This is a genomic window from Lederbergia citrea, assembly GCF_018343525.1.
GTDB lineage: Bacteria > Bacillota > Bacilli > Bacillales > Bacillaceae_C > Lederbergia > Lederbergia citrea.
The window spans coordinates 755047-778312 of the sequence record NZ_JAGYPH010000002.1 but is presented as its reverse complement, the minus strand read 5'-3'; the positions used below and the strand labels follow the sequence as shown (position 1 = coordinate 778312).

The window sequence follows — 23266 nt, the reverse complement described above, 5'->3', positions numbered from 1 at the left end:
CTTAAGGGACTGACCCATTTTTTCATACATGAGAAGTAATCATCCTGACATTTCCTTCAATTTGAAAATCTCCAGCCCCAGCCGGTAAAATAAAATGGTCGCCTCTTTTGATTGAATATGTTTCCTGGTCAACCGTTAACTTGCCCTCGCCTTCGATGACACTTGCCAGTAAAAATGGTTTATTTTGTTCAAAGTCAGCTTGTCCATCAATCTCCCATTTATAGACAGTAAAATAGTCAGCCTCAACGTATTTCGTGATTGTACCGCCCGGAATCTCACTCACTTCCGGGGAGAATCCTGCATCCCGGTGTGGAATCGTTGATACATCAATTGATTGATCGAGGTGCAACTCCCTTAGCTTTCCATCTTGCCCAACCCGGCCATAATCATAAAGTCGATAAGTCGTATCGGAGCTTTGCTGAGTTTCGAGAACAACTGTCCCTTTACCAAGCGCATGAATGGTACCACTTGGGACGTAGAAAAAATCGCCGGGTTTAATTTTTACTTTCCGCAGTAATTTCTCCCATTCATTGTTTTCAATCATTTGCACAAATTCATCTTTTGTATTAGCGGTATGCCCGAAAATAAGCTCCGCGCCTTCCTCGCAATCAATGATATACCAGCATTCCGTTTTCCCTAATTCACCGTTTTCGTGGAGATTGGCGTATTCATCATTTGGATGGACCTGAACAGATAAATCTGTATTGGCATCTAAAATTTTTGTCAGCAGTGGAAAGACTTTCGTATGATAGCCGCCAAATAATTCAGGCTGAGCTCCCCAAAGCTCGATCAATGTTTTTCCAGCAAATTCACCATTTTTAACAATAGATGGTCCATTTGGATGAGCGGAAATCGCCCAGCACTCTCCCGTATGATCAGTGGGAATATCATAATCAAATTTATCTTTTAACGCCGTCCCTCCCCAAATTCTCTCTTGAAAAACTGGCTGTAAAAACAAAGGTTGTACCATAATGATCATCCTTTCTTTTTTGCTATGTAAATCTTTAAAAGTAATAAGGCAATGAGTGCGCCTAGTGAATCTATTCCTACGTCAACAACCGAACCTGTTCTGCTGGGTACAAAAACTTGGTGAATTTCATCCGTTGCTGCGTAAAGGGTTGTAATCATCCACGCAATGAAGAAATTCCTCTTTTCGAAGCTATTGTAGAATAAAATGGCTAGCAAACCAAAGGCACTTAAATGAACAAATTTACGAAAAATGAAGTTCAGTAATGCCGCTTGGTCAGCAGAAAGCTGTAAAAATTTTTCTATTAATAATTGTGTATTTCCTCCTGTTGAAGACGGAGAAGCTGTTGCAATAAAAATAGCTGCACACCAAATAATGGCAGCAGCAAGCCAAAAGTGTCTCTCTTTCATTAAATGATTTCCTTTTTTATGTAGTTACGTACATATACACTATTATACTCATTTCGAAAATGGCTTTACAACCGATTTACTTAAGGACTTCCATTTCAAATGGACTACTTATTTTGAAATGAACGCATATATATTTTTACAAGCAAGTGTGCATACTGCTAAATTCCCACGTCGATCTTGTCGAAAAACGTTCACATTTGCCCGTGACTATGGTAGGATATTGCTGATGTCATAATATTAGGACATTAATATTTATACATAATCGAAAGGGGAAATTGAATATGAGTCAGATTGTAGAGCTAGGTAAGCCGATCTATGCCTTCAGCAATGAAAATACGCCTGTTGCAACAGTTAAATCCGGCGACCGTTTCACGGTTGAATCGTATGATTGCTTCGAAGGACAAATTACATCCGGCGATACGACAATGGATACGATTAACTGGGATCGAATCAATCCAGCAACAGGTCCGATCTTTGTCGAATCAGCTCAGCCTGGAGATGTACTTGCTGTCAACATTCACGGAATCCAGATAAGTGATTCAGGAGTCATTGCGACAGGCAAAAACCTTGGTGTCATGGGGCATCGAATGGATGATGATTTTACAGTAAAAATGATTCCCATTGAAGACGAGGAAGCTGTTTTTAACGAAAAAGTCAGGATACCTTTGAATAAAATGATTGGTGTCATTGGCGTCGCTCCAAAAAATGAAGCGGTTTCATGTGGAACACCGGGAAATCATGGGGGCAACTTGGATACCGTTCTGATTACAGAAGGGGCAACGATTTATTTCCCTGTTTTCCATGAAGGCGCTCTCTTCGGGCTTGGCGATATGCACGCAGCGATGGGCGACGGTGAAATTGGCGTTTCCGGTATCGAGGTCGCTGGTAAAGCGGACATCACGCTTGAAGTGAAAAAAGGCCAAAGCATAAACCATCCATTGGTTAAAAACAAAGATGGTCTTAGCATCCTCGTATCGGCAGAAACACTCGATGAAGCAGCAAAACTCGCAGTGGAAGAAATGATCGATTTATTACTTCCCCACACAGACATGGACTTAGCGGAAATGACAATGCTGATGAGTGCAATCGGTCATTCGCAAATTTCGCAAATTGTTGATCCACTTTTGACCGCACGCTTTTTTGTACCACAATGGTTTTTAGATGCATATGACATAAAGATTTTCAATTAGATCATAGGGGGAGTTTAGATGGAGGTTGTCAGGACAAACGGGTCGGGCCCTGTTTATAAACAGGAACTGAAACGCGCGCTTACTTTTTGGGACTTAATGATTTATGGTTTGATTTTCATGGTGCCGATCGCTCCATTTGGCATATACGGTGAAGTAGCGACCGGTGCAAAAGGAATGGTCGCACTCGCTTATATCATCGGAATGATTGGGATGATTTTCACTGCGCTCAGTTATGCGCGAATGTCGGAAGCGATCCCTTATTCAGGGTCAGTTTATTCATATGCTAGTCACGGGATTAACGAAACAGCCGGTTTTTTCGGAGGCTGGCTCATTCTGCTCGACTACATCTTTGTTCCAGCTCTTCTCTATTTAGTGAGTGCCGCCGCACTTGCAGATATTGTTCCCCAAGTGCCGATTATCGTTTGGCTGCTTATTTTTATCGGTATAAACACAGTTATAAACGTCATTGGCATTGAATTTACCGCTAAAACAAACAAGATTATTTTAATCGCCGAACTGATTGTGCTACTTATTTTTATCGTTGCTGGAATCATTGCTATTGCCCAGCATGCGAACGGAGCAGAATTCACTTTCAAGCCTTTATATGACAAAAATAATTTCTCGATGGCCACTGTCATGGGTGCTGTTTCCATTGCCGTCTTAAGCTTCCTTGGTTTTGACGCCGTTTCCACGCTTGCAGAAGAATCGAAAGGCGGAAAGAAAGCGATCGGAAATGCCATTATCGGGGCTCTACTTCTAGTGGGTGTCATGTTTATTATTCAAACATGGATTGCCGCCCTCATTTGGCCTGACTACACAACGTTTGAAAATGTCGATACCGCTTTTTATCAAATCGCCGAAATTGCCGGTGGTCCATGGTTAAAATGGACGACGATCATCGCTACTGTTGTTGCTTGGGGAATTGCGGATGCATTGGTGGCACAGGCCGCTATTTCTCGGATTATCTTCAGTATGGCGCGCGATCGGAAGCTTCCACATGTTTTGTCAAAAGTACATCATAAGTTTAAAACACCACATATCGCAACATTTGTCGTTGCTGCCATCTCCTTTTTTGTAACGATGTTTTTCTCGGCTCAAATTGGCCAGCTCGTATCAGTTATCAACTTTGGAGCACTTTCTGCCTTTTTAATTTTGCATATTTCTGTCATCAATTATTATATGAGAAAACAGAAAAGTACAAATTATTTCAGCCATCTTGTCCTGCCAGCCATCGGGTTCCTTATTATTGGATTCGTCTGGTTCAACTTAGATCCCATGGCGAAACAACTCGGCTTCATCTGGCTTGGCATCGGTGTACTCTATTTTATTTATTTGAAAAAATTCAAGAAGGATATAAAAATATCCGAATAAGCAGAAGGTGCGATCTCCACTCGAGATTCGCAACTTTCAGATTGTCTACAAAAGGAGGCTGCCCAAAAAGTCAGATTACTGACCTTTGGTAGCCCCTCTTATTTTTAATTTTTCGGCTAGTTAAATGGGTCTGTTGATTTCCGCTCCAGGCGCTTCGCTTTCCGCGGGCGTGCCGGGGAGCGCTCCTCGTCGCTTCGCTCCTGCGGGGTCTCCCCTGCCCCGTACTCCCGCAGGAGTCTTCGCGCCTTCCGCTCCAATCAACGGAGTGCAAAATATGAAAGTTGCGCTATGAACTAGGATTTTTTAGAATAGAATAAAAAAAAATCGTCCTATTTAGTAAAATGAAGTTACCACACACCATTTAAGAAAGGGACGATTTTTTGAGCAATCAAATAATCACTAATGAACGAACCCTAAAAGACAATTAGCCACTACTTTCAAACCTAAAAACAACCGTTAAATTCAAGTGATTTTTGATATTGAAGCACTCATACCAGGGAATCATTCCGCACGCGTGGTAGATGAAATGGTTGAAGCTGTGATTTAGTAAAATATAGTACTTTATTGATTTGGAGAAGCGTCCGCTCGACTCCTGCGGGATCTGCGAGACAGCCGAGACCCTGCAGGAGCGCAGCGACGAAGCGGCTTGGCGCTCGCCCCGCGGAAAGCGAGCGGTAAGCTTCGGAAAACCTGCTTTATCCTATATAAAAAAAAGGTGCGAGAGATTCGCACCTTTTTTATTTTATTTTTATTGTGACTTGCAATGAATCCAGCTCCGCATTATTCTGCAAAATACTTTCTTTAGAAAAAACAAATGACCATGGTTGAAATGAGCGAGCATTAATATATAGATTCGGTTCAAAATTGTCACTCGCAATTATTTTTCCGTCTCCATCAGAAACGGAAACCCTCGCTTTCTCTACTGTTAGTGCATGTTTAAAGCCATTGTTCAGAAAGACTGTAATCACAAAGCCGCCGTTTCGTTTGTACGTTCCATACACTACTTTAACGGTTAATTCATTATCCTGTGGCTTAACTGTTTCGACAAGTTCTTCGTACGTTGATTTCTGGCTTTCTGATAATGTTTTTTCCCACATCGGGTGATAATGTATTCGATATTTTTCCATATTCGGACCTCATCCTTCCACTGGTCTTGGCACTTCCTTAGACTTTTCCTTATAGTAAAAGAAAATAAATCCAATCATACCGATGAAAGCTGATACAGCCATAGTCAAATAAAGTGCGGACCCACTAAAGACATCAAAAATCATCCCGCCTACTGATGAACCAATAATACCTGTAATCCCGAATGTAACTCCCATAAACACCATATGGCCCGTTGCCTGCATTTCTTGAGGAACAGCTTTATATAAATATTCGATGGCGCCCATGAAGAGGACTGTAAAACAAATGCCGTGCAATACTTGAATGGATAAAAGAACAGCAGGATCTTTTATAAAGGCAATCATAACCCATCTTACTGTGTAAATAAAACCGGCAAGGATAATATATTTGATTGGGTGTTTGGAATTGAACCAAATACCACTAAAAAAGAATAACACAGCTTCACTAAGGACGCCTAAGAACCAAAGCCAGCCCACAAGCATCTCATTTCCACCAATACTAAATAAGTATAAACTAATAAAACTATCATTAACCCGATGTGTCATCGATATGAAGGATACGAGTAGAAAAAAGGTTAATAATGTCGGATTTTTAAAAAACTGACCAATTTCTTTTATATTCACTTTTTTCGTACCTGATTTTGCGTCCTGCAATCCAAAAGATAATAGTAAAGAAATCACCGCCAACCCTAACATCGGAAACGCAAGATACTTAACACCGATGGCTGAAAATAAGAAGCCGCTTCCAAGTGAAATAACAGAAAAACCGAAAGAACCCCAAGATCGAATTGAGCCAAATGAAACATTATGCTCATCCCCTGTCCGTTTGGCCAGATTGTCAGACAGTGGAAACAGTGAAGTGAAAAAGAAGTAAAAGAACGAACCGGCAACAAAAATCCATATTAAAGATTCGAGCTGAAAAAGCCAGCCGATTCCAATGACCATACCACACATACAGACAATCAATATTTTCTTCACAGTCTTAAATTTATCGCTCAAATACCCCCAAATTGGCTGTGCAAAAAGACCAACAAAGGTACCGAGTGCTAAAAATAGCCCGATTTGAGAATTTGTAATACCTTTGGCCTGAAAATAAAGGGGCAGGAAACTAACGACAAGCGCACTAATGGAACTTCCAAAAAACAGAAACATCTTGAGCTTCAAGATTGGATAATTTTTTAACATATAATAGCATCCTTTAACAATTCATTTTTTTCATCTAGAACATAATTCAAGCCAGTCCTTTATAACTACAGGACTGGCCAACTTTTGGCTACTAATATACTATACTATTAATTGTTGAGATTTGGATAGGGTCCGGATGAACTTTTTCAACAGTTAAATGGCGGAACTGAATCGGTGTTAACTAAAAAGAGAGCAGCCACCGCTGCCCTCTTCCCTTCTATTTATCAAAACCGATTTCTTGGATTATCATGGTCAATATAAGGATTAGTATCCCGCTTTTGCATGTCATCTTCGGAGTCTTCCAGCTCCTCGTCAATTTTAGCTTGCTGGCTTATATCGTCTGATTGCGAGCGGAGCGAATCAGATTCATTCATGTATGACTCGTTTTCTTCGCCGAGTGTTGTTTTATTACTAAAGCGAGCTGAATTAGCCTCTCCCTTTAAAAAGCTTCCACTACCAACACTTGGTTGATCCTTGAACGCATTCGAATGGGAGTCTTCCTTTGCCGAGCCTCCTGATCGATCAATATCGGCTTCTTCACGTCTTACCGTTTCATTTACTGTTTCGGTATCCTCGTATTCACGTTTGCCGATAACAATCTCTTCGTTGACGACCGGTTTTTTCGTTACTTCAATTCGCTCTTCCGTAATCGGGATGTGAATATTTTCTCCATCCTCGTCAAAGGTCGCAGCTGTTTCGTCCAATTGGTCCGCACCATTAACTGGGCGACGCTCTACGTAGACTTCCTCGCGGGAGATCGGAATATCAACTTTTTGCTCTTCCTCTACGACATGTTTTTCAACGCTGACTTCTCCACTCTGAACCCTTTCTTTATCAACATGCAATTTTTCCTCATGAAGCTTCAATTTTTTCTCTTCATCTACATCACGATGGAATTCATCTACTCCATAACTACCAGCAGCAACTTCATCAGACGCCTTTTCAAAATCATTACTGCCTATTTGGGATTGATCATAATTCGTTTCCCTGTTCAAAGGATCCGGTCCCAAGTTTTCATCAGCTTCCGTCACGATATTTGAACCGCTGGCGTACAGGTTACCGTATTCTTTATCAACATAAAGCAAAATTTTTCCGCTTTCGATATCACCGTAATAACGGTCCGCATCAGCATCTGAAAGCCCCATATTACGAAGTGCTCCTCGTACTGGTTCCTCTCCTGATAAAAATGAGATAAACCGATCGATCCAGTTTCCACCTGTGGACTGAACTTCCGCATCCGTTCGTCCTCGCACCATCGAAATATCATCATCATCTTTAGCGATAGCATATATATCATTTCCGTCGTACCCTTGGGATTTCAATTCTTGAATTTTGTTAATGGCTTCTTCTTCCGTGTGGAAAGTCCCGATAAATGTCTTATTATCCATGAATTTATTCCTCCTTGAGTTTTCCTGACGTACTACTCTTTTTATACCCGAGTACAAGCCAGCAAAACCGAAGAGTCCAAATTTAACACAAACGTAAAATAATTCGACAAAATTCGGGTGGTGCCTGTCACCCCCCGATGTGGTAAAAGCAATATGGGGTAATTTTTAGCGGATAATACCGCAATTGTAATCATGTGGAAAATTCAGAAGTTTACTATAATTATAGTTACTTTATAAAATGGGGGGATGGAAGGATTGGTGAAATTAACTGGCTTTGCTGTTGAAATTGCTTCTGAATTAGAAAAACGGGGATAAGTTCCGAATAGGTTGAAAGCGCTACCATTAATAGAAAAGGATGAGAAGAACGTCCTATTTCACGAAGCTGATATTTATAGGGGGAGAAAAAATAATGAAAATACCAAAGCAAAAGTTCTTATTCATTTCAATGATACTTCTATTACTAGTCGGTTTGATGTCAGGTTGCAATACTAATAAGGCCAATCAGGGGAGCGATACGGAAGCGAAGGACGGAAAAATCAATTTGCGCATAGCATGGTGGGGCTCACAAGATCGTCACGATAAAACCCAAGCTGCTATTAAGTTATTCGAGGAAAAAAACCCGGATATTAAGGTGACTGCCGAATTTACAGGCTGGGATGGCTATTGGGAAAAACTTGCTACTGCTGCGGCGGGAAAAAACCTTCCTGATGTTATCCAAATGGATTACGCACGGATGGTTGAATATGTTGATCGTGATCTATTGCTAGATTTAGCTCCTTATGTTGACTCTGGAGTCATCAATCTCGATGATGTCGGCGACTCATATATTAATGGCGGTTATTATAACGACAAACTCGTCGCTGTTAATATCGGAACCAATTCGCCAGCAATCGCCTATGATCCCGCCATGTTTGAAGAAGCTGGTGTCGATCCATCTGCATTAGATCCAGGATATACGTGGGAAGATTATATCGATATCTCGAAAAAGTTAAAAGAAGGCCTAGGTGACAATAAATATGGAATTGGCGGTGTATATACCGGCTTATTATACTTTAACTATTATTTAAGACAGCATGGAAAACAACTTTACAATGAGGATGGCACTGGTCTTGGCTATGACGATGATCAATTAGCAATAGACTATTACACTTATTGGAATAATCTATTAGAAGATGGTATAGCCGCCCCACCAAAAATAACAACGACAATTAAAGGTTTGGAAGACGAATTAATTGTTCAAGAAAAAGCACCAACCATTTGGTTTCATAGTAACCAAGTCGTCGCCTTACAGGAATCCGCAGGGCGTGATTTAAAATTAGCTTTATTTCCAACCCTTCCAGGTGGAGAGGAAGGATTATATTTAAAACCAGGGCAATTTTTCTCGGTTTCTACACAAGCAAAACAACCTGAAGCCGCAGCAAAATGGATTGATTTCGTTACAAATGATTTAGAAGCAAATGAAATTCTTGCGGCTGAACGAGGCGTTCCGATTTCATCGAAAGTTCGTGATCATTTAAAGCCATTATTAGGCCACGCTGCACAAGCAATGTTTGAGTATATCGAACTCGTTGAAAAGCATTCAAGTGATCTTTATCCTCCAGAACCTGTCGGAGCGGGGGAGATAACAGCACTTATAGATCGCATTACGGAAGAACTTAATTATGGAAGAATTACTCCTGAAGAAGCAGCCAAAAAATTCCGTGCCGAGGCTACTACAATTTTAGCTAAAAATAAATAACTACGATGAGGAGGTGCTTAATGGATGAGAACGGAAACAACTTCTGTTTCTTATAAAAAAGTAACATCCGAAAAAACCGATGTGGAAGCCAAGAAAAGGAATTTAAAGAAGGAATTGATCGCATATGCCTTTATATCTCCATGGTTACTTGGCTTCTTAGGATTTGTTGTCGGTCCGATGATCGCTTCCTTATATCTATCATTTACAAATTATGATCTATTGTCCGCCCCAACCTGGGTCGGATTAGATAACTATATGAATATGTTTACAAATGATGCGCGGTTTTGGACAGCCCTTAAAGTTACATTTACCTTTGTATTTATTTCAGTGCCTTTAAAGTTAGCATTCGCTTTATTTATCGCGACACTCTTTGCAAAAAACTATCGTGGCGTAGGAATCTACCGTACCGTTTATTATGTACCTTCTATCATCGGCGGCAGTGTCGCAGTAGCTGTCATGTGGAAACAATTATTTGGTTTAGATGGGGCAATTAATGGAGTGCTTGGCTATTTTGGAATTGAAGGAACGAACTATATTGCCGATCCTGATTTTGCCTTATCAACATTAATTATTCTAGTTGTCTGGCAGTTTGGCTCTCCGATGTTAATTTTTCTGGCTGGCTTAAAGCAAATTCCCTCCGAATTGTATGAAGCAGCAGCAGTAGATGGGGCAAATAGAGTCAGTCAGTTTTTTAGAATTACAATGCCGATGCTGACACCTGTTATCTTCTTTAATTTGATTATGCAAATGGTAAGCGGATTCATGACCTTTACACAAAGCTTTCTTATTACATCCGGAGGACCGCTGGATCGCACTTTATTTTATGCGGTGTATTTGTACGAAAAAGGTTTTACCCATTTTCAAATGGGCTACGCCTCTGCCATGGCCTGGATATTATTACTGATTGTCGCTGCATTTACGGCATTAGTGTTTCGGTCATCATCCACTTGGGTTTACTATGAATCTGAGGGAGGCAAATAAATATGAAAATCAATTTTCGAAGTTTTTGCTTTCACTTTTTTGTGATCGGTTTTGGTTTAGTGATGTTCTATCCAATCTTATGGACAATCGTTAGTTCGGTAAAACCGGAATCAGAAATATTTAAAAATTCAGCTTCATTAATTCCGTCTGTTTTAGAATGGAAAAACTATTTGCTAGGTTGGCAAGGCTTTGGAAATATCACCTTTGCAACATTTTTTCAAAATTCGGCCTTTGTCACAACTTTGGTTGTGATAGGTACATTGTTTTCGTCATCACTCGTTTCTTTTGGTTTTGCCAGGCTAAAATTTCGTTTTAAATCATTATTATTTGTTTGTCTCATTGCAACCCTTTTGTTGCCAAGTCAGGTAACACTAATTCCTCAATACATTTTGTTTCATAAGCTTGGGTGGGTAAATACATATTATCCATTGATTGTTCCGGCTTTTATCGGTGGCACACCCTTTTTTATCTTTTTAATGATTCAATTTATTAAAGGGATACCACGGGAGTTGGATGAAGCCGCCGTCATTGATGGCTGCAGTACACTCGGCGTTTTCTGGCGGATTATTCTTCCTTTGACGAAACCGGCTTTAGCAACTGTGGCAATCTTTGCATTCTATTGGACATGGGATGACTTTATGACTCCTTTGATCTACTTAAATGATCCCAACTTATTTACCGTCTCACTTGGTTTAAGACTTTTTTCTGATCCAAATTCCGTAACTGCTTGGGGACCGCTATTTGCAATGTCCTTCTTATCCTTAGTACCGACTTTTATTATATTTTTATTTTTCCAAAAGTACTTGGTGGAAGGAATTTCAACTACAGGGATTAAGTGAAATTTTCATCAGTAGGGTTTCTTCATCCCCTACTGATGGAATGAAGGACAGAACCAATCGGACTTTTCAGGGCAGTGGATCTGCTGCCCTCCCTACATACTTCCGCTTGTTGGATACCAATAGGGGTGAAAAAAAATCCTGGAGGTAACAAAAGTGAAAACATGTCCATTAGCTTATTATAAAAAGAAGTCTTGTAAATCTTCTGAATGGGGCCATTTCGAGTTTCATTCGCATAAAGAATTTGAAATTTACTTATTTCATAGTGGAAGCTGCAACTATTTAATTAATAATACCGTTTATCATATGCACCCCGGCGATATTATCCTGTTGAATGGCTTAACATTACATAGGGCAAATCCCATGCCTACTGAACCATATGTGCGCAGTGTTGTTCATTTTTCTCCTGAAGTGATGAATGCGAGCATTTCAGCACTAGAATTTCCGGAATTACTTCACCCTTTTTCAGAGTTCAATAATTGCCTGTTTCGGAATGTTGAAAAGCCGCTTTTAAATCGGATTGAAACTCTAATTGAAAAGATCGAACATTTATATTCCAGAGAAAATATAGTAAAAGTGATCGATAAAGACTTAACAAAAAGCAACCGTTTAATTGAAGCAAAAATGCAAACTTTAATCATTCAGTTACTCTTTCAAATTTATGAACTCAGCCAAACGGAAAACAAAAAATATATCCATGCTGATACCGAAAAAGAACTTCATGTAAACCGGATTACAAAATGGATAGAACAACATTATCAAGAAGATATTTCGCTGGATGATATTGCAAAAAACCTCTGTATCAGCAAATATTATTTGTCGCATATTTTTAAAGAAGTAACTGGCGGTACGGTGATGAAGTACCTTATGGGTTGTCGTGTTAACCGTGCCAAAATATTACTGGAAACCGAGCCAAAAAAACTTGTTTTAGACATAGCACTTGAATCGGGGTTCAAACACAACTCCCACTTTAGTCGATATTTTCAGCAAGAAGTCGGAATGACCCCCAGTGACTATCGGAAACGGTATTATAATCCAGACCCCATCTACCATACCAAATACGAAGATAGAACCGTATACTTGAATAACTGAAAATTCGACAAAAATCGGGTGGTGCCTGTCACCACCCGATTTTTTTGCATGCTTTTAGCCAGGATTTGGCCATGAGGGTATTGCCGGCTGAGTTCATGTGGACGCCATCTGTTGTTAGTTTGTATGGGTTGCCGGTTTTCACATAGGAGATAAAATCTTCATGTGTAGGAACTAGGATTGCGTTATACTTTTTGGCGAGCTCCCGGACGATTTCTATATAGGGAATGAGCTTTTTATTCCCTTCTGACTCAACATCTTCTTCAATGACAGTTGGTTCCATTAATATAAGTTGCGCGTTCGTTTTTTTCAGCAGCCCTGTTAATATTTCTTCAAATTGGTCGGGATAAACTTGTTCGATGTCAGGGTTATCCAGCTGGCGCCAAACATCGTTAATACCGATAGAAATAGATACATAGTCCGGATTTAGTTCAAGAACATCTTCATCCCATCTAGCTTGTAAATCGGTGACACGATTTCCCCCGATTCCTTTATTAATGACTTCCAAATCCTTTTCCGGAAAAGAAGTAACAAAATAATCATGAATCATCCGGACATATCCATAGCCTAGGCTTTCCGAATCTTCGTTTCTTCCACAGTCCGTAATGCTGTCACCAATAAATAATACTCGCGTTTTATTTTCCATTCCAATTCCTCCTTAAAGTAAATAGACTCTTGGTATTCACCGAGTCAGATGGTACAAGATTTTCTTGTACTATTTTTTTATTTCTTTTAATAGGGGTTATTTCATTTTTTATTAGTAAAATTAACCGTTTTATATTGAACGAGATAATAATCTACATACAACGTGAGGGATAGCCACCGTTGATTTCCGTTCCAGGCGGACGCTTTCCGGGGGGCGTGCGGTGAGCCCCCAGGTGTCGCCGCCTTCCACTCCAATCAACTGAGATATTCTTTTGCTCGTGGCAAGCCGTCCGACAATACCAAGCCCCATATCAATCCGAAACGCAAGAAAAATAAAAAGAAAAAGCCAAAGAAAGGAGAGAATGCGTCCCCATAATCGACGGACATCTGTAGAGCGCTCAAACAAGTGTGAAAAAGTTGATTACCACTTGGAATCAGGACGGCATCGGTCTACAAAAATGTGGTATATCCGCACTTATGCCATCATGATGTGTCAACACATTGACGCTTGGTATGCTCATCAAAAGGATGAACTGTTGTTCCTTATCAGTCATATTTTCTCTTGAACGTACTAATCTTTTTAATGGACTTTTTCCAAGGGATTGTTGCTTTGAAAAACAAAATCTATTGAAGGTTGATTGTAGCGAAAGTGCGAGACTCCTGGTCGGCTAAAGACGGCCACGTCCTGTGGCCAACGCCGACACTAGGACGTCCTGTCCGTCGCGGGATCAGCGGGACAGGTGAGACCCCACAGGCGTTTACGCCGAGGAGGCTCACCGCCCGCCCCGCGGAAAGCGAGCAACTGTAGCGGAAATCAACCAAGCCCTATCTTGATAAGCAAATATGTTTGCAAAATAGGTGACGCTTCTTTGGCGTGTCTTTTTTTAAAAAAGGAATACCTAATCTTCAATAAAGCTCAATCCCCAGTAGGCTTTTGGAAATTCGGCAGATTTACGACTCAAAATTCCGAGAGTCTATATAATTCTCACTCTCCGACAGAAAGAGGAATGACGATAGCGCCATCCCTCTGCTCATTGTTATTGAACGGCTTTCGCTTTAATTTCATTCGGATTAACAATGATGATTCTGCCGTCTTCAAGCTTCATTTCTACTTTATTCGTATCATGAATCCCGATGGCCTCTAAATAATCTTCCGGTACTTGAATCCTTCTGGCACTATCAAGCACAGCCAATTCTACATGTGTATCTTCTTCAATACTCTCATCCCCGTTTTCATCGAAGACTGGTTGCAAATAGGAGGATCTGCGCAAAATTTCACTGGACGTTTTCCCGTCCCGAATAGCAACAACTCTGTCCATTTTTCTTGTCAGCTGAGTATCATGGGTAACGATCACGATGGTTACTCCGAGCTCGCGGTTCAAACTCCGGAGAACATCCAAAATGATGTCCGCTGTTTTGACATCCACGCTTCCCGTCGGTTCATCCGCCAATACTAAACTTGGATTATTTGCCAGTGAAATCGCAATCGCGACCCTTTGCTGCTCACCGCCCGATAGCGAATTTAATCTACTGTTTAACCTGTGTCCCATTCCTACCATTTCCAGCAATTCTTTCGCACGTTCACGTTTATGACGGCCCTTGATCAGCATCGGGAGTTCGACATTTTCCACAGCTGTTAAGTAAGGGATTAAGTTTCTTGCGTTGTTTTGCCAGACAAACCCAACTGTTTCGAGCTTATATTTCACGAGATCTTTATCGGATAATCGAAGCATGTCTTTTCCATTAACAATTAGTTTTCCAGCTGTTGGCCGGTCCAAACCGCCCAGCATATTCAATAGTGTGGACTTCCCGCTTCCACTGCTCCCGATAATCCCCATCATTTCGCCTTGTTCCACCTGTAAATCAAGACCTTGAAGGGCGATGACTTCATGGTCGTCGTCAATCTTATATATCTTCATTAAATTTTGGCAATTTATCATATTAGTCTTCACCCAATTTTATGGCTTGATGGATTTTAATACTTCTCAAGAAGCCAATTAATATTGCCGATCCAAGTATGAGCATGAGTGCAGCGAATATATAAATTTTTGCCTCATCGCTGGCATCTGAAATAACTGTAAATGGCGGCATCAATTCTTTTACATTCATCGATACCTTAAACAATGGTACAAATAATTGGCTTGTCACCCCGCCGATGATAATTCCAAGCAAACAGGCAAATCCTGACGTCAATACTTGCTCTGAAACTAAAATACCAATTAATTTCGGCATCGGAATCCCCATTGCCCGGTAAATTCCGTATTGCAGTGTACGGGATTTGATTGTCAACACCCAATATAAAAGGAAACCGATAAAGGAGATCAACAATGAAATTAAGAAGCCAAGCGTCATTGTTCCATTCACTCCAAGGAGCAACGCACTATTTTTTAAATCCGTAATTTGCGGCTGAACATCATTCATGACCAAAACAGGAATTTTCGCCTTTTTAATATCTTCGTAAAGGTCTGCACGTGAAGTATCAGGTTTTAATTTTAGCCATACTTCATACGGCTCAAGTCCCAGCATGTTCTGTACGTAAGGTAAATTCGCGACAATGAGAGCACCTTCAGCCTTGTTTTCACTCTTTTCAAGGGGGTTAAATGTTGGCCAGTAATCAACGATTCCATATACAACAAATTCCCCTGAGTCGGAACCTGTCCATTCCATCGTAATGTAATCGCCTTGTTTCACTTTCAATGAATTTGCAGCACTCTTTGAAAGAAGCACGGCACTTGGCTCATTTGCGAGTAAATTTAAATACTCAAACCAATGATGTGGCAGCAGAGAATTTTTGAACCATGCTACTTCGCCAAAGGTTTTCGGTTCAATCGCCATCAAATGCGGATAGTAGATGCTTTTCCCGTTTGATGTTATGGTCACTGCTTCCTTATTGAACACCTTTGCTGCAGTTTCCACTTGTTTCAAGTTCACGATCGGATCAAATGGAGGCTCAGAATAAACGACGCGTTCAGCTGCTTCTACCGGAGCATCTCCAGATTCTGAAGCCGGTGCCTCCGCTCCGCCGCTGCTTGGCGGACCTCCTTGTGGAGCGTCACCCGATGAAACACGAGTGCTGTCCCATCTTAAATGCATTTGCATCTCTGCCCCATTTTTATATAAGAGCTGTTCTTCTAAATTCGTATTAATTGTTCTAGCCGCACTGGCACTAAAAACACCCATTCCTATTGTCATAACTAAAAATAGCATGAGAAACTGATATTGTTTCGCCGATCTGCTCACTTGTAAAAAGGTGCTATACAATGAAACAGGCCAGTATTTTTCACCCAGTTTGTAAATGGCCATTAATATGAACGGATAAACCCTTAATGCAACCAAGCCCAAGCCAATGATAAATAAGGCTGGCATGAAAAAGAGAATAGGATCAATCATTAAATCAGCATTATCGACATCGAGTGCCATTAATTCTTTTTGCCTTCGGTTAAAAGTATATAAACCATAAATGGCAATGCCCAGCAAGGCGAATTCAAAAATAACGGTGTACCACTGCACTTTGCCATTACTTCTCGCAGATTGCTGTTTATGACTGACAATGCTTCGACCTGACGCTTTATAAACTGGTGCCATAATCATACAAATCGAGGCAATGACAGCTAATAATGCGTAAAAATAAGGTTTAGCAGAGAGTTTAATAGGTAGTGCGGATCTTTGGACAAACTCCAAAAATCCATTGGAGGCTCCAAGAATTTTACATAGCTGTAATCCCAGGAAGGGCCCAATGATTAAAGCGAGCACGCCTAATATCGATACTTCGATAAAATAAATCGCTAATATTTGAATTTGACTTGCCCCTCGGCTTGTAAAAACAGCAATTTCATTCAATTGGCGTTCAATAATCAAGCGTGAGATCATGTATAAATAAATGGCAAGCATAATCAAAACAGGTACATTGAGCGACCAGAGCATGGTCGTCATTTGTTTTCCTTTGTTCTCGTACGTCTTTAAAATATTTTTAATTGGAAAATTGAAAAGCAATGTCGTTTTTTTCACACTATTGATTTCAGTTTTCAAGCTTTCTTCCAGTCCAAGCAAAGTCGGTATATGCAAATCGCTTATTTTATGATAATCAAAGGCAGAACTGAATCTTCCAATTCCCAAAATATCTTCATGGTTTTTTACTACTTCATTTCTAAACCAATTTTCATTCACAATGAAATCATCGCTGAAAGACTGAGGAATGAGTGACCAGTATGGCTTATCTTCGGCTTTCGGCAGAAAGGTTCCCACTGGCTTAATAATAAATTGATGATCGCCCTCGCCAACTACAAAGGTATTACCAAGCACCATACTTCTTTTCACTAGTGCCTGTTCCGATACAAGTGCTTCGACAATTCCATCTACAGCTTTTTCACTCGGATATGTACCATCTGTCACCGTAATATTTTCCTCAATTCCGGTGATCATTAATAATTTGGCCGCGTTTTGTGAAGTTCCACGTCTACCTTCATCTTCAAACATCGTTTTTAGCGGTGAGGTGGCAATTAAATTAGCTGTGGCTAATACGGGTATACCAGCGTTCTTCACAACATCAGCTTTAATTTCCTCCACTTTTCCCAGTGATTTTGCGGGTTCTTTAACAATGGATTTAGAAAATGTATCTGAAAAAGAAAATTCACCAGGGTATTGATGTTTTTTTACTTGATGATCTTCCAACTCTTTAGTCAATAATTTTTGCATCACGCTGGATGTGTACGTTGGAATACTGGATACGAGTGAGACGGTAATGATCAAGCCAAGGAATAAGCTACCAGTCAGCCAGCGATTATTCAGCATTTTGCGAAAAATTAATCTTAAGATTGCCACGGGCTTATCCCTCCTACTTTAAAATGATGACGTCTCCCTCATTAAGTCCTTTCAATACTTCAACTTCTGTAGAGGAAATAATCCCAACTTCAATATCAACTTCTCGTTTTGTATTATCCACCATTACTTGAACGTAATTACGGCCAACGGTGGTACGTAAACCATTTTTCGGAATGATGAGCGCCTTCTTCTTTTTAGCCGTAACGACTTCTATGCTCGCCATATCTCCCACCTTTACGTCTTTAGGCATCTTCTTGACCTCAACAAGAATGGATTTACTATATAGGTCTGGATTTTTCTCATACACATCAGCCGGAATATCTTTTGGCGTAGTCACTACTTTGCCTTTTACTTCTTTTCCACCTAATGTAGTGACGGCGTCCATACCAAGACTTACATCCGCCAAGTCATTGGCATTCATGGCAGTATAGAGAATTTGCAGTTGATTCGTTTCGGCTACTTGAAAAATAGATTCATACGCAGGTACAATTTCGCCTTGCCGTATTTCAGTTACAAATGTAACAATCCCATCAATAGGTGAGGTAATCTTTGATTCTGCAAGCTGATTATTCATATAAGAAAGGTTATTTTGTAAGCTTTGCACGTCCAATCTTCCAATCTCAAGCGAATAACTGTCCGCACCTGATGCGCGCATTTGCTGAAGCCTTATTTCAGCTTTCTTCAATTCAATCTGTGCCTGCTGAATTTCAAAAGCGAGATTTCCTGTTTCAACTTCGGCGAGTGTTTGCCCTTGTTTAACAAATTCTCCTTCTTTAGCATGAACCTTTTTTAAGCGTCCGCCATCCTTGGAATAATATAAATCATGATGACTCGTTGGCACTAAAGTGCCCGAACCCTTCACTCTTTTAATGATTTCCCCTGTCTTCACTTTTGCAGTTTCATAATCCAATTGAGCAGGCTCTACAAGTGGTGGTGCAAGGACCGGTTCTTCTTTTGGTAAAAAAGAACAGCCTCCCATAAGAACTGAGGCGATAATTCCAAAACTACAATAAATAGATATTTTTTTAGACGTAAATTTCTTTTTTCCTATAGTCAATTTTCCGATCCTCCAATGTATAAACATGTTCTATTATTTCGAGAATATTAGGATCATGCGTAGTCATAATAATCGTAGTCGTTCGATTTTTAACTAACTCTTGGAATGCTTGAATAATATGAAACGCCATTTTACTGTCTAACTCAGCTGTCGGCTCATCAGCTAAAAGCAATGTCGGCTTACTTGCTATTGCTCTTGCAACCGCAACCCGCTGCTGCTCTCCACCTGATAATTCATATGGCCGGTGCTTGCTCCTTTTTGATAACCCAACAATATCTACCGATTCTTTAATTTTCGCAGCCCATTCCCCTCGCGGAACGCCCGCAATCCTGAGCCCGAACTCGATATTTTCTTCTACTGTCATGAGCGGCACCAAGCCATAAGATTGAAAGACAAACCCCATTTTGGTCCGCCTGAGCTCCGAACGCTGTTTTTCATTGTATTTACTAATCGGAGTTCCTTCTATGTAAATCTCTCCAGCCGTTGGATGATCCAACGCGCCAATCATATTTAATAAAGTTGTTTTTCCTGAACCGGATCTTCCCCTAAGGGCAACCAACTGATACGGCTCAATGGAGAAATTGATTTGGTTCAGTATCTCTACCTTTTTATCGCCACTTCCGAACGCCTTGTCAACGTTTTCAACTTTGACAACTGGTTTCATAATTACAGCACCTTCCTATATAAAAAACAATAACGGGCTAGAGGCCCTCTTGTGATGTTTCTTCTCGATGTTCTTTTATTTTCTTTAAAAATCTCACCTCGCTTTGCACAGCTAGTTGTAAAATACATTTGTGTAATTGCAAGCGCTTTAATTATTACAATTACTCAAGCCTTTAGCACCAGATAAATCTGGATTACTAAGTTATAATCTAGCTAAATTTTCTGTAAAGTTAGTAAACTCCTACTTTTATCATATAATTGTTGCATCTATACGTCAATCTGATATTTTCATGTATATAATTACTTTTCTTTTACTAGTGAATAAATATCCTTAATTTTATGATCCTCGACATCTTGTTCCCCGTAGCGCGTTCGTTCATAAGCATCGAGTAATTTTTCCAATTGACTTTCATCCGAATGTATCGACGATTTTAATTCATCTACTGTTTCCCGCGGAGTTAATGCCGATTTATAGTGCATGTTTTTTAACTGCCGTGATAAAAAAGTACGGTAAACAAATCTTACTTTTTGCTGATTGGATAATGACTCCCAGCGTGGTTCCCGCTTAAATATTTTTTGTACAAACCCTTTCGCTTTATCTTGCTGCTCCTTTTTCCATTCCTTCCAGTCGAAAATACTTTCTTTTTCATCAATATATTGGAATGAATCATCACGTTCTGATGTACGGCTAACCATTTGCTGTAAAAATGAAATGAGTGCGCGAACGAGTTGTTTAACCCATAGTCTAATTTTCCTAATTAATAGAAGTAAGATTGCAACGACTACTAGAACAAAAAGGATATAACCAAAATAAGTCATAATTAAATCTAGGAATTCAGCAAACGCCGACTTTTTCTTATCTACAGGAAGTCCTAGATCCATTGAAGCTGGCGGCGGGATCTCATCTACCTCCGGACCAACGTCTCCTCCTGAAAACATCCCTAATATCAACTGAATAAACCCTTTAAAACCACTCCATAGCAAATCTCTAATCATTTGCCCATTTGTGATAAGCGCAATCACCGCTATCGTAAGGGCAAGATACACACGATTTTGCTTTTTAATTGTTCGACTAATAAATGGCTTTTTCTGTTTTGACAGTGTCGAAGCTTTCAAGTGTTCACTATTGGAAATAAATAAGATAATCACAACGGTTAGAGCTCCACATATTGAGATTAGCGTTAAATAGGGACTAAACTTTTCAACAAAACGATAGACAAAATAACTAACAAAATAGATGCCAAATCCGCCAAACCACATGAATGTTATTGGAATAAGGCTATTCCAAGGACGACTTGTATACATCATTCCCCGATAAATAAAGATGGGATGAATGAAAGCTAGTGTTATCAACGAAAACAAATGTTGGTCGAAAAGAAGGCCGGTTATAACTCCGACCACCACTGAAAATCCCGCATATACCCACCATTTCTGATTAGGTAATACAGTTTTGAACAAAACGCCAAGGAAAAATAATACTAATATACTTGCAAGCCAAAGCCACATTCGTGAACCTGCCAATAAGATTCCGATGATCATAATGAACGGAAAAAGAAGGAGATATTCAAAGCACCCTTGAAGGAGTACAGCCATGACGCTTCTTAGTTTTAACATATTCATTCCCTCCTTCTAATTCGCTTTCTGATGCGCGAATTCCGATTCAAGCATAAGCACTTCAACTGAATTTCCTTCGGCCTCTAGTTTCTTAATCATTTCCTTCATTTTTATCGTCACAATTGAGGTAATTAAAAGGATATCTGTTCCTTGCATTTTCCGCTCAACATCATCTCTTAAGAAATAGTCAAAGAACGTACTCGTGCCAATTTTCACCTTTGCCATCGTTTCAAATAAATGGGCAAGCTGCTGCTTACTATTTTCTGGTTCGATGCGAATCGGTTCTTTTTTCATTTCATCGAAATAAGCATTACAGCCAAAACCGGTGCTGATACCATTTGCAATCGCATATTGAGCAATGGAAGCGGCATAGGAAAGTGCCTTTTCCAATAATGGTTCATCAATGATCGGCCGCCAAATATCTTCATTTTGGTTGAAATTGATATAAATCATTAAGTGATGATCGGCAGAAAAGTCTCTTTTGCTTACTTGCAAACGATTCGTACGGGCTGTCGCCTTCCAATTGACGGAATTCAATGGATCCCCATATGAATAATCACGAACACCTGACGTCAAAAATGGATCTTCAATAATCCAGCGCCGTACAATGATATCACCAAGCCAACTATGCGCAGGCAATGGAATATCTTTCATCGGCAAAAGCGGTGGATAAACGATAATTTCAGCAGGTGATGGGACGCTTTTAAATGTTTCACCGATACCAAGTACATCCCCTGTTGAAAGAGATACTGTTTGAAATTGATAAAACCCTCTCTTTGTACATGTCAAATGCTGTCTTCGCTTTACCTTTTGATACGGCATTAAACTAAATAATGTCCGGTGAAAATCGCCACTATCAATTTCATTGTCTAGGTCTGATTGTCTTTGAAATTGCAAGTCCGCACTGATTTTCGATTCAAGGCGAAGCCATGGAACTGGAAGGAGCTTTCTATTCGAAATTTCATCAATCATTTCAATTCTTTCTCCTTCGAAAACTGCCTTCTCATTAAACGACCGCGTATACTGAATACGCGCCAATCCCCATTTACCATATATGTACGCTTGGATACCAGCAATCACAAAAGTAATAAAAATAAACCAAGCAATATTCATCTACACTCCACCCTTCCATAGAAATTTCGACAAAATTCGGGTGGTGCCTGTCACTTGTCGAATAGCAGTTCTTCGGCCGGAACGGACACTTGGTTGATGATTTCGTCAAGTAGAAGGTCCGCTTGATTTTCCCGCATCCGCATTGTGTGAGCTAAAATGAGGCGATGCCCGAGTACGGGCTTGGCCATTGCTTTCACGTCATCTGGAAGCACATAATCCCTTCCTTTTAATAACGCATATACTTGAACCGCTTTTAATAAAGCCTGGCTACCGCGTGGACTGACACCTAATTCAATATGTTCATGTGTTCTCGTCTTTTCAATAATCTCCATCATATAGTTCAACAAGTCATCACTCACATATACTTGCGAATAAATCCGTTGCGCTTCTAAAATCTCGTCTCTGCCAGCAACCGGCAGCATTTCATGAAGCGGATTTGTTTCTTTAAAACGTTTTAAAATGGCAATCCCTTCCTCTTTTGAAGGGTATCCTAAATTGACTTTCAATAAGAAACGATCCAACTGTGCTTCTGGGAGTGGAAACGTCCCTTGGCTTTCTAGAGGATTCTGTGTCGCAATGACCATAAATGGTCTCTCCAACGTATGTGTCTCACCATCAATCGTTGTTTGCTGCTCTTCCATGCACTCTAGTAAACTCGATTGCGTTCTTGGCGTAGCACGATTAATCTCGTCTGCCAGCACAATATTTGAAAAAATCGGCCCCGGCCGAAATTCGAATTCACCGATTTTCTGACTGTAAAAGTTAATCCCAGTAACGTCAGATGGCAGTAAATCAGGCGTAAACTGGATACGCTTACAAGAACAAGATAAAGATTGTGCCATCGACTTCGCCAATAATGTCTTTCCTGTTCCGGGAACATCCTCAAGAAGGACGTGCCCTGATGAAATGAGTGCAACGAGCAGATGATCAATCGTTTCTTCTTTTCCGACAATCACTTGTTGAATATTCTCTTTTACCTTGTCTGCTAGATCTTTGATTCTTGTTAAATCCATTAGTGAGGTCTCCTTTTCTCTAAGGGCGATTCAGCCTGAATTTTCAGTTTCCTTATACTAT

The 23266-nt window shown here is 40.2% G+C and carries 19 protein-coding genes; 6 read left to right on the top strand and 13 right to left on the bottom strand.

Annotation, left to right across the window (positions count from 1 at the left end):
- Positions 1-22 precede the first annotated feature (22 nt).
- Entirely contained in the window at positions 23-970 is a 948-nt protein-coding gene (manA, locus tag KHA88_RS12685) for a mannose-6-phosphate isomerase, class I (RefSeq protein WP_213107886.1), read from the bottom strand.
- A gap of 5 nt (positions 971-975) precedes the next feature.
- Positions 976-1377, bottom strand: a complete 402-nt coding sequence (locus KHA88_RS12680; RefSeq protein ID WP_213107885.1) for a VanZ family protein — start codon at positions 1375-1377, stop codon at positions 976-978.
- 281 nt (positions 1378-1658) lie between these two features.
- Between KHA88_RS12680 and KHA88_RS12675 the strand changes: the two genes are divergently transcribed.
- Positions 1659-2567, top strand: coding sequence for an acetamidase/formamidase family protein (locus KHA88_RS12675; protein ID WP_213107884.1), 909 nt, complete (start codon positions 1659-1661; stop codon positions 2565-2567).
- Between the two features lie 18 nt (positions 2568-2585).
- A complete protein-coding gene (locus KHA88_RS12670; protein WP_213122126.1) occupies positions 2586-3938 on the top strand; it encodes an APC family permease in 1353 nt (450 codons plus the stop codon).
- 737 nt (positions 3939-4675) lie between these two features.
- Here KHA88_RS12670 and KHA88_RS12665 read toward each other — a convergent pair.
- The 3 genes from KHA88_RS12665 to KHA88_RS12655 all read right to left on the bottom strand — a co-directional run bounded on the left by KHA88_RS12665 (position 4676) and on the right by KHA88_RS12655 (position 7635).
- Positions 4676-5065, bottom strand: coding sequence for an SLAP domain-containing protein (locus tag KHA88_RS12665; protein WP_213122125.1), 390 nt, complete (start codon positions 5063-5065; stop codon positions 4676-4678).
- Positions 5066-5074: 9 nt separating this feature from the next.
- The gene (locus KHA88_RS12660; protein ID WP_213098260.1) at positions 5075-6247 is read right to left on the bottom strand and encodes an MFS transporter; all 1173 of its coding nucleotides are present in this window, start codon (positions 6245-6247) and stop codon (positions 5075-5077) included.
- 224 nt (positions 6248-6471) lie between these two features.
- Positions 6472-7635: a YsnF/AvaK domain-containing protein gene (locus KHA88_RS12655; protein WP_213122124.1), complete on the bottom strand. Its 1164-nt coding sequence runs from the start codon at positions 7633-7635 to the stop codon at positions 6472-6474.
- A gap of 409 nt (positions 7636-8044) precedes the next feature.
- Here KHA88_RS12655 and KHA88_RS12650 point away from each other — a divergent pair, with 409 nt between their 5' ends.
- The 4 genes from KHA88_RS12650 to KHA88_RS12635 all read left to right on the top strand — a co-directional run bounded on the left by KHA88_RS12650 (position 8045) and on the right by KHA88_RS12635 (position 12282).
- Positions 8045-9373 carry an ABC transporter substrate-binding protein gene (locus KHA88_RS12650; protein ID WP_213122123.1) on the top strand — a complete coding sequence of 443 codons (1329 nt, stop codon included), beginning with the start codon at positions 8045-8047 and terminating at the stop codon, positions 9371-9373.
- Between the two features lie 24 nt (positions 9374-9397).
- A complete protein-coding gene (locus tag KHA88_RS12645; RefSeq protein ID WP_213122122.1) occupies positions 9398-10354 on the top strand; it encodes a carbohydrate ABC transporter permease in 957 nt (318 codons plus the stop codon).
- A 2-nt stretch (positions 10355-10356) separates the two neighbouring features.
- Positions 10357-11193, top strand: a complete 837-nt coding sequence (locus tag KHA88_RS12640; protein WP_213107878.1) for a carbohydrate ABC transporter permease — start codon at positions 10357-10359, stop codon at positions 11191-11193.
- 153 nt (positions 11194-11346) lie between these two features.
- Positions 11347-12282: an AraC family transcriptional regulator gene (locus KHA88_RS12635; RefSeq protein ID WP_213122121.1), complete on the top strand. Its 936-nt coding sequence runs from the start codon at positions 11347-11349 to the stop codon at positions 12280-12282.
- A gap of 28 nt (positions 12283-12310) precedes the next feature.
- Here KHA88_RS12635 and KHA88_RS12630 read toward each other — a convergent pair whose 3' ends face one another.
- From KHA88_RS12630 to KHA88_RS12595, 8 genes are all read right to left on the bottom strand, one after another.
- A complete protein-coding gene (locus tag KHA88_RS12630; protein WP_213098266.1) occupies positions 12311-12925 on the bottom strand; it encodes an SGNH/GDSL hydrolase family protein in 615 nt (204 codons plus the stop codon).
- Between the two features lie 1036 nt (positions 12926-13961).
- Positions 13962-14864, bottom strand: coding sequence for an ABC transporter ATP-binding protein (locus KHA88_RS12625; protein WP_213098267.1), 903 nt, complete (start codon positions 14862-14864; stop codon positions 13962-13964).
- Between the two features lies 1 nt (position 14865).
- Positions 14866-17745, bottom strand: coding sequence for an ABC transporter permease (locus tag KHA88_RS12620; RefSeq protein ID WP_213122120.1), 2880 nt, complete (start codon positions 17743-17745; stop codon positions 14866-14868).
- Positions 17746-17758: 13 nt separating this feature from the next.
- Positions 17759-18802 carry an efflux RND transporter periplasmic adaptor subunit gene (locus KHA88_RS12615; RefSeq protein ID WP_213098269.1) on the bottom strand — a complete coding sequence of 348 codons (1044 nt, stop codon included), beginning with the start codon at positions 18800-18802 and terminating at the stop codon, positions 17759-17761.
- Positions 18771-19466, bottom strand: a complete 696-nt coding sequence (locus KHA88_RS12610) for an ABC transporter ATP-binding protein (RefSeq protein ID WP_213098270.1) — start codon at positions 19464-19466, stop codon at positions 18771-18773. The genes KHA88_RS12615 and KHA88_RS12610 overlap by 32 nt, the downstream gene beginning before the upstream one ends.
- Before the next feature lie 299 nt (positions 19467-19765).
- Entirely contained in the window at positions 19766-21079 is a 1314-nt protein-coding gene (locus KHA88_RS12605; protein WP_213098271.1) for an MFS transporter, read from the bottom strand.
- A 15-nt stretch (positions 21080-21094) separates the two neighbouring features.
- Positions 21095-22192 carry a DUF58 domain-containing protein gene (locus tag KHA88_RS12600; RefSeq protein ID WP_213122119.1) on the bottom strand — a complete coding sequence of 366 codons (1098 nt, stop codon included), beginning with the start codon at positions 22190-22192 and terminating at the stop codon, positions 21095-21097.
- 50 nt (positions 22193-22242) lie between these two features.
- On the bottom strand, positions 22243-23205 hold the full coding sequence (locus tag KHA88_RS12595; protein WP_213122118.1) for an AAA family ATPase: 963 nt from the start codon (positions 23203-23205) through the stop codon (positions 22243-22245).
- Between the last annotated feature and the right edge of the window lie 61 nt (positions 23206-23266).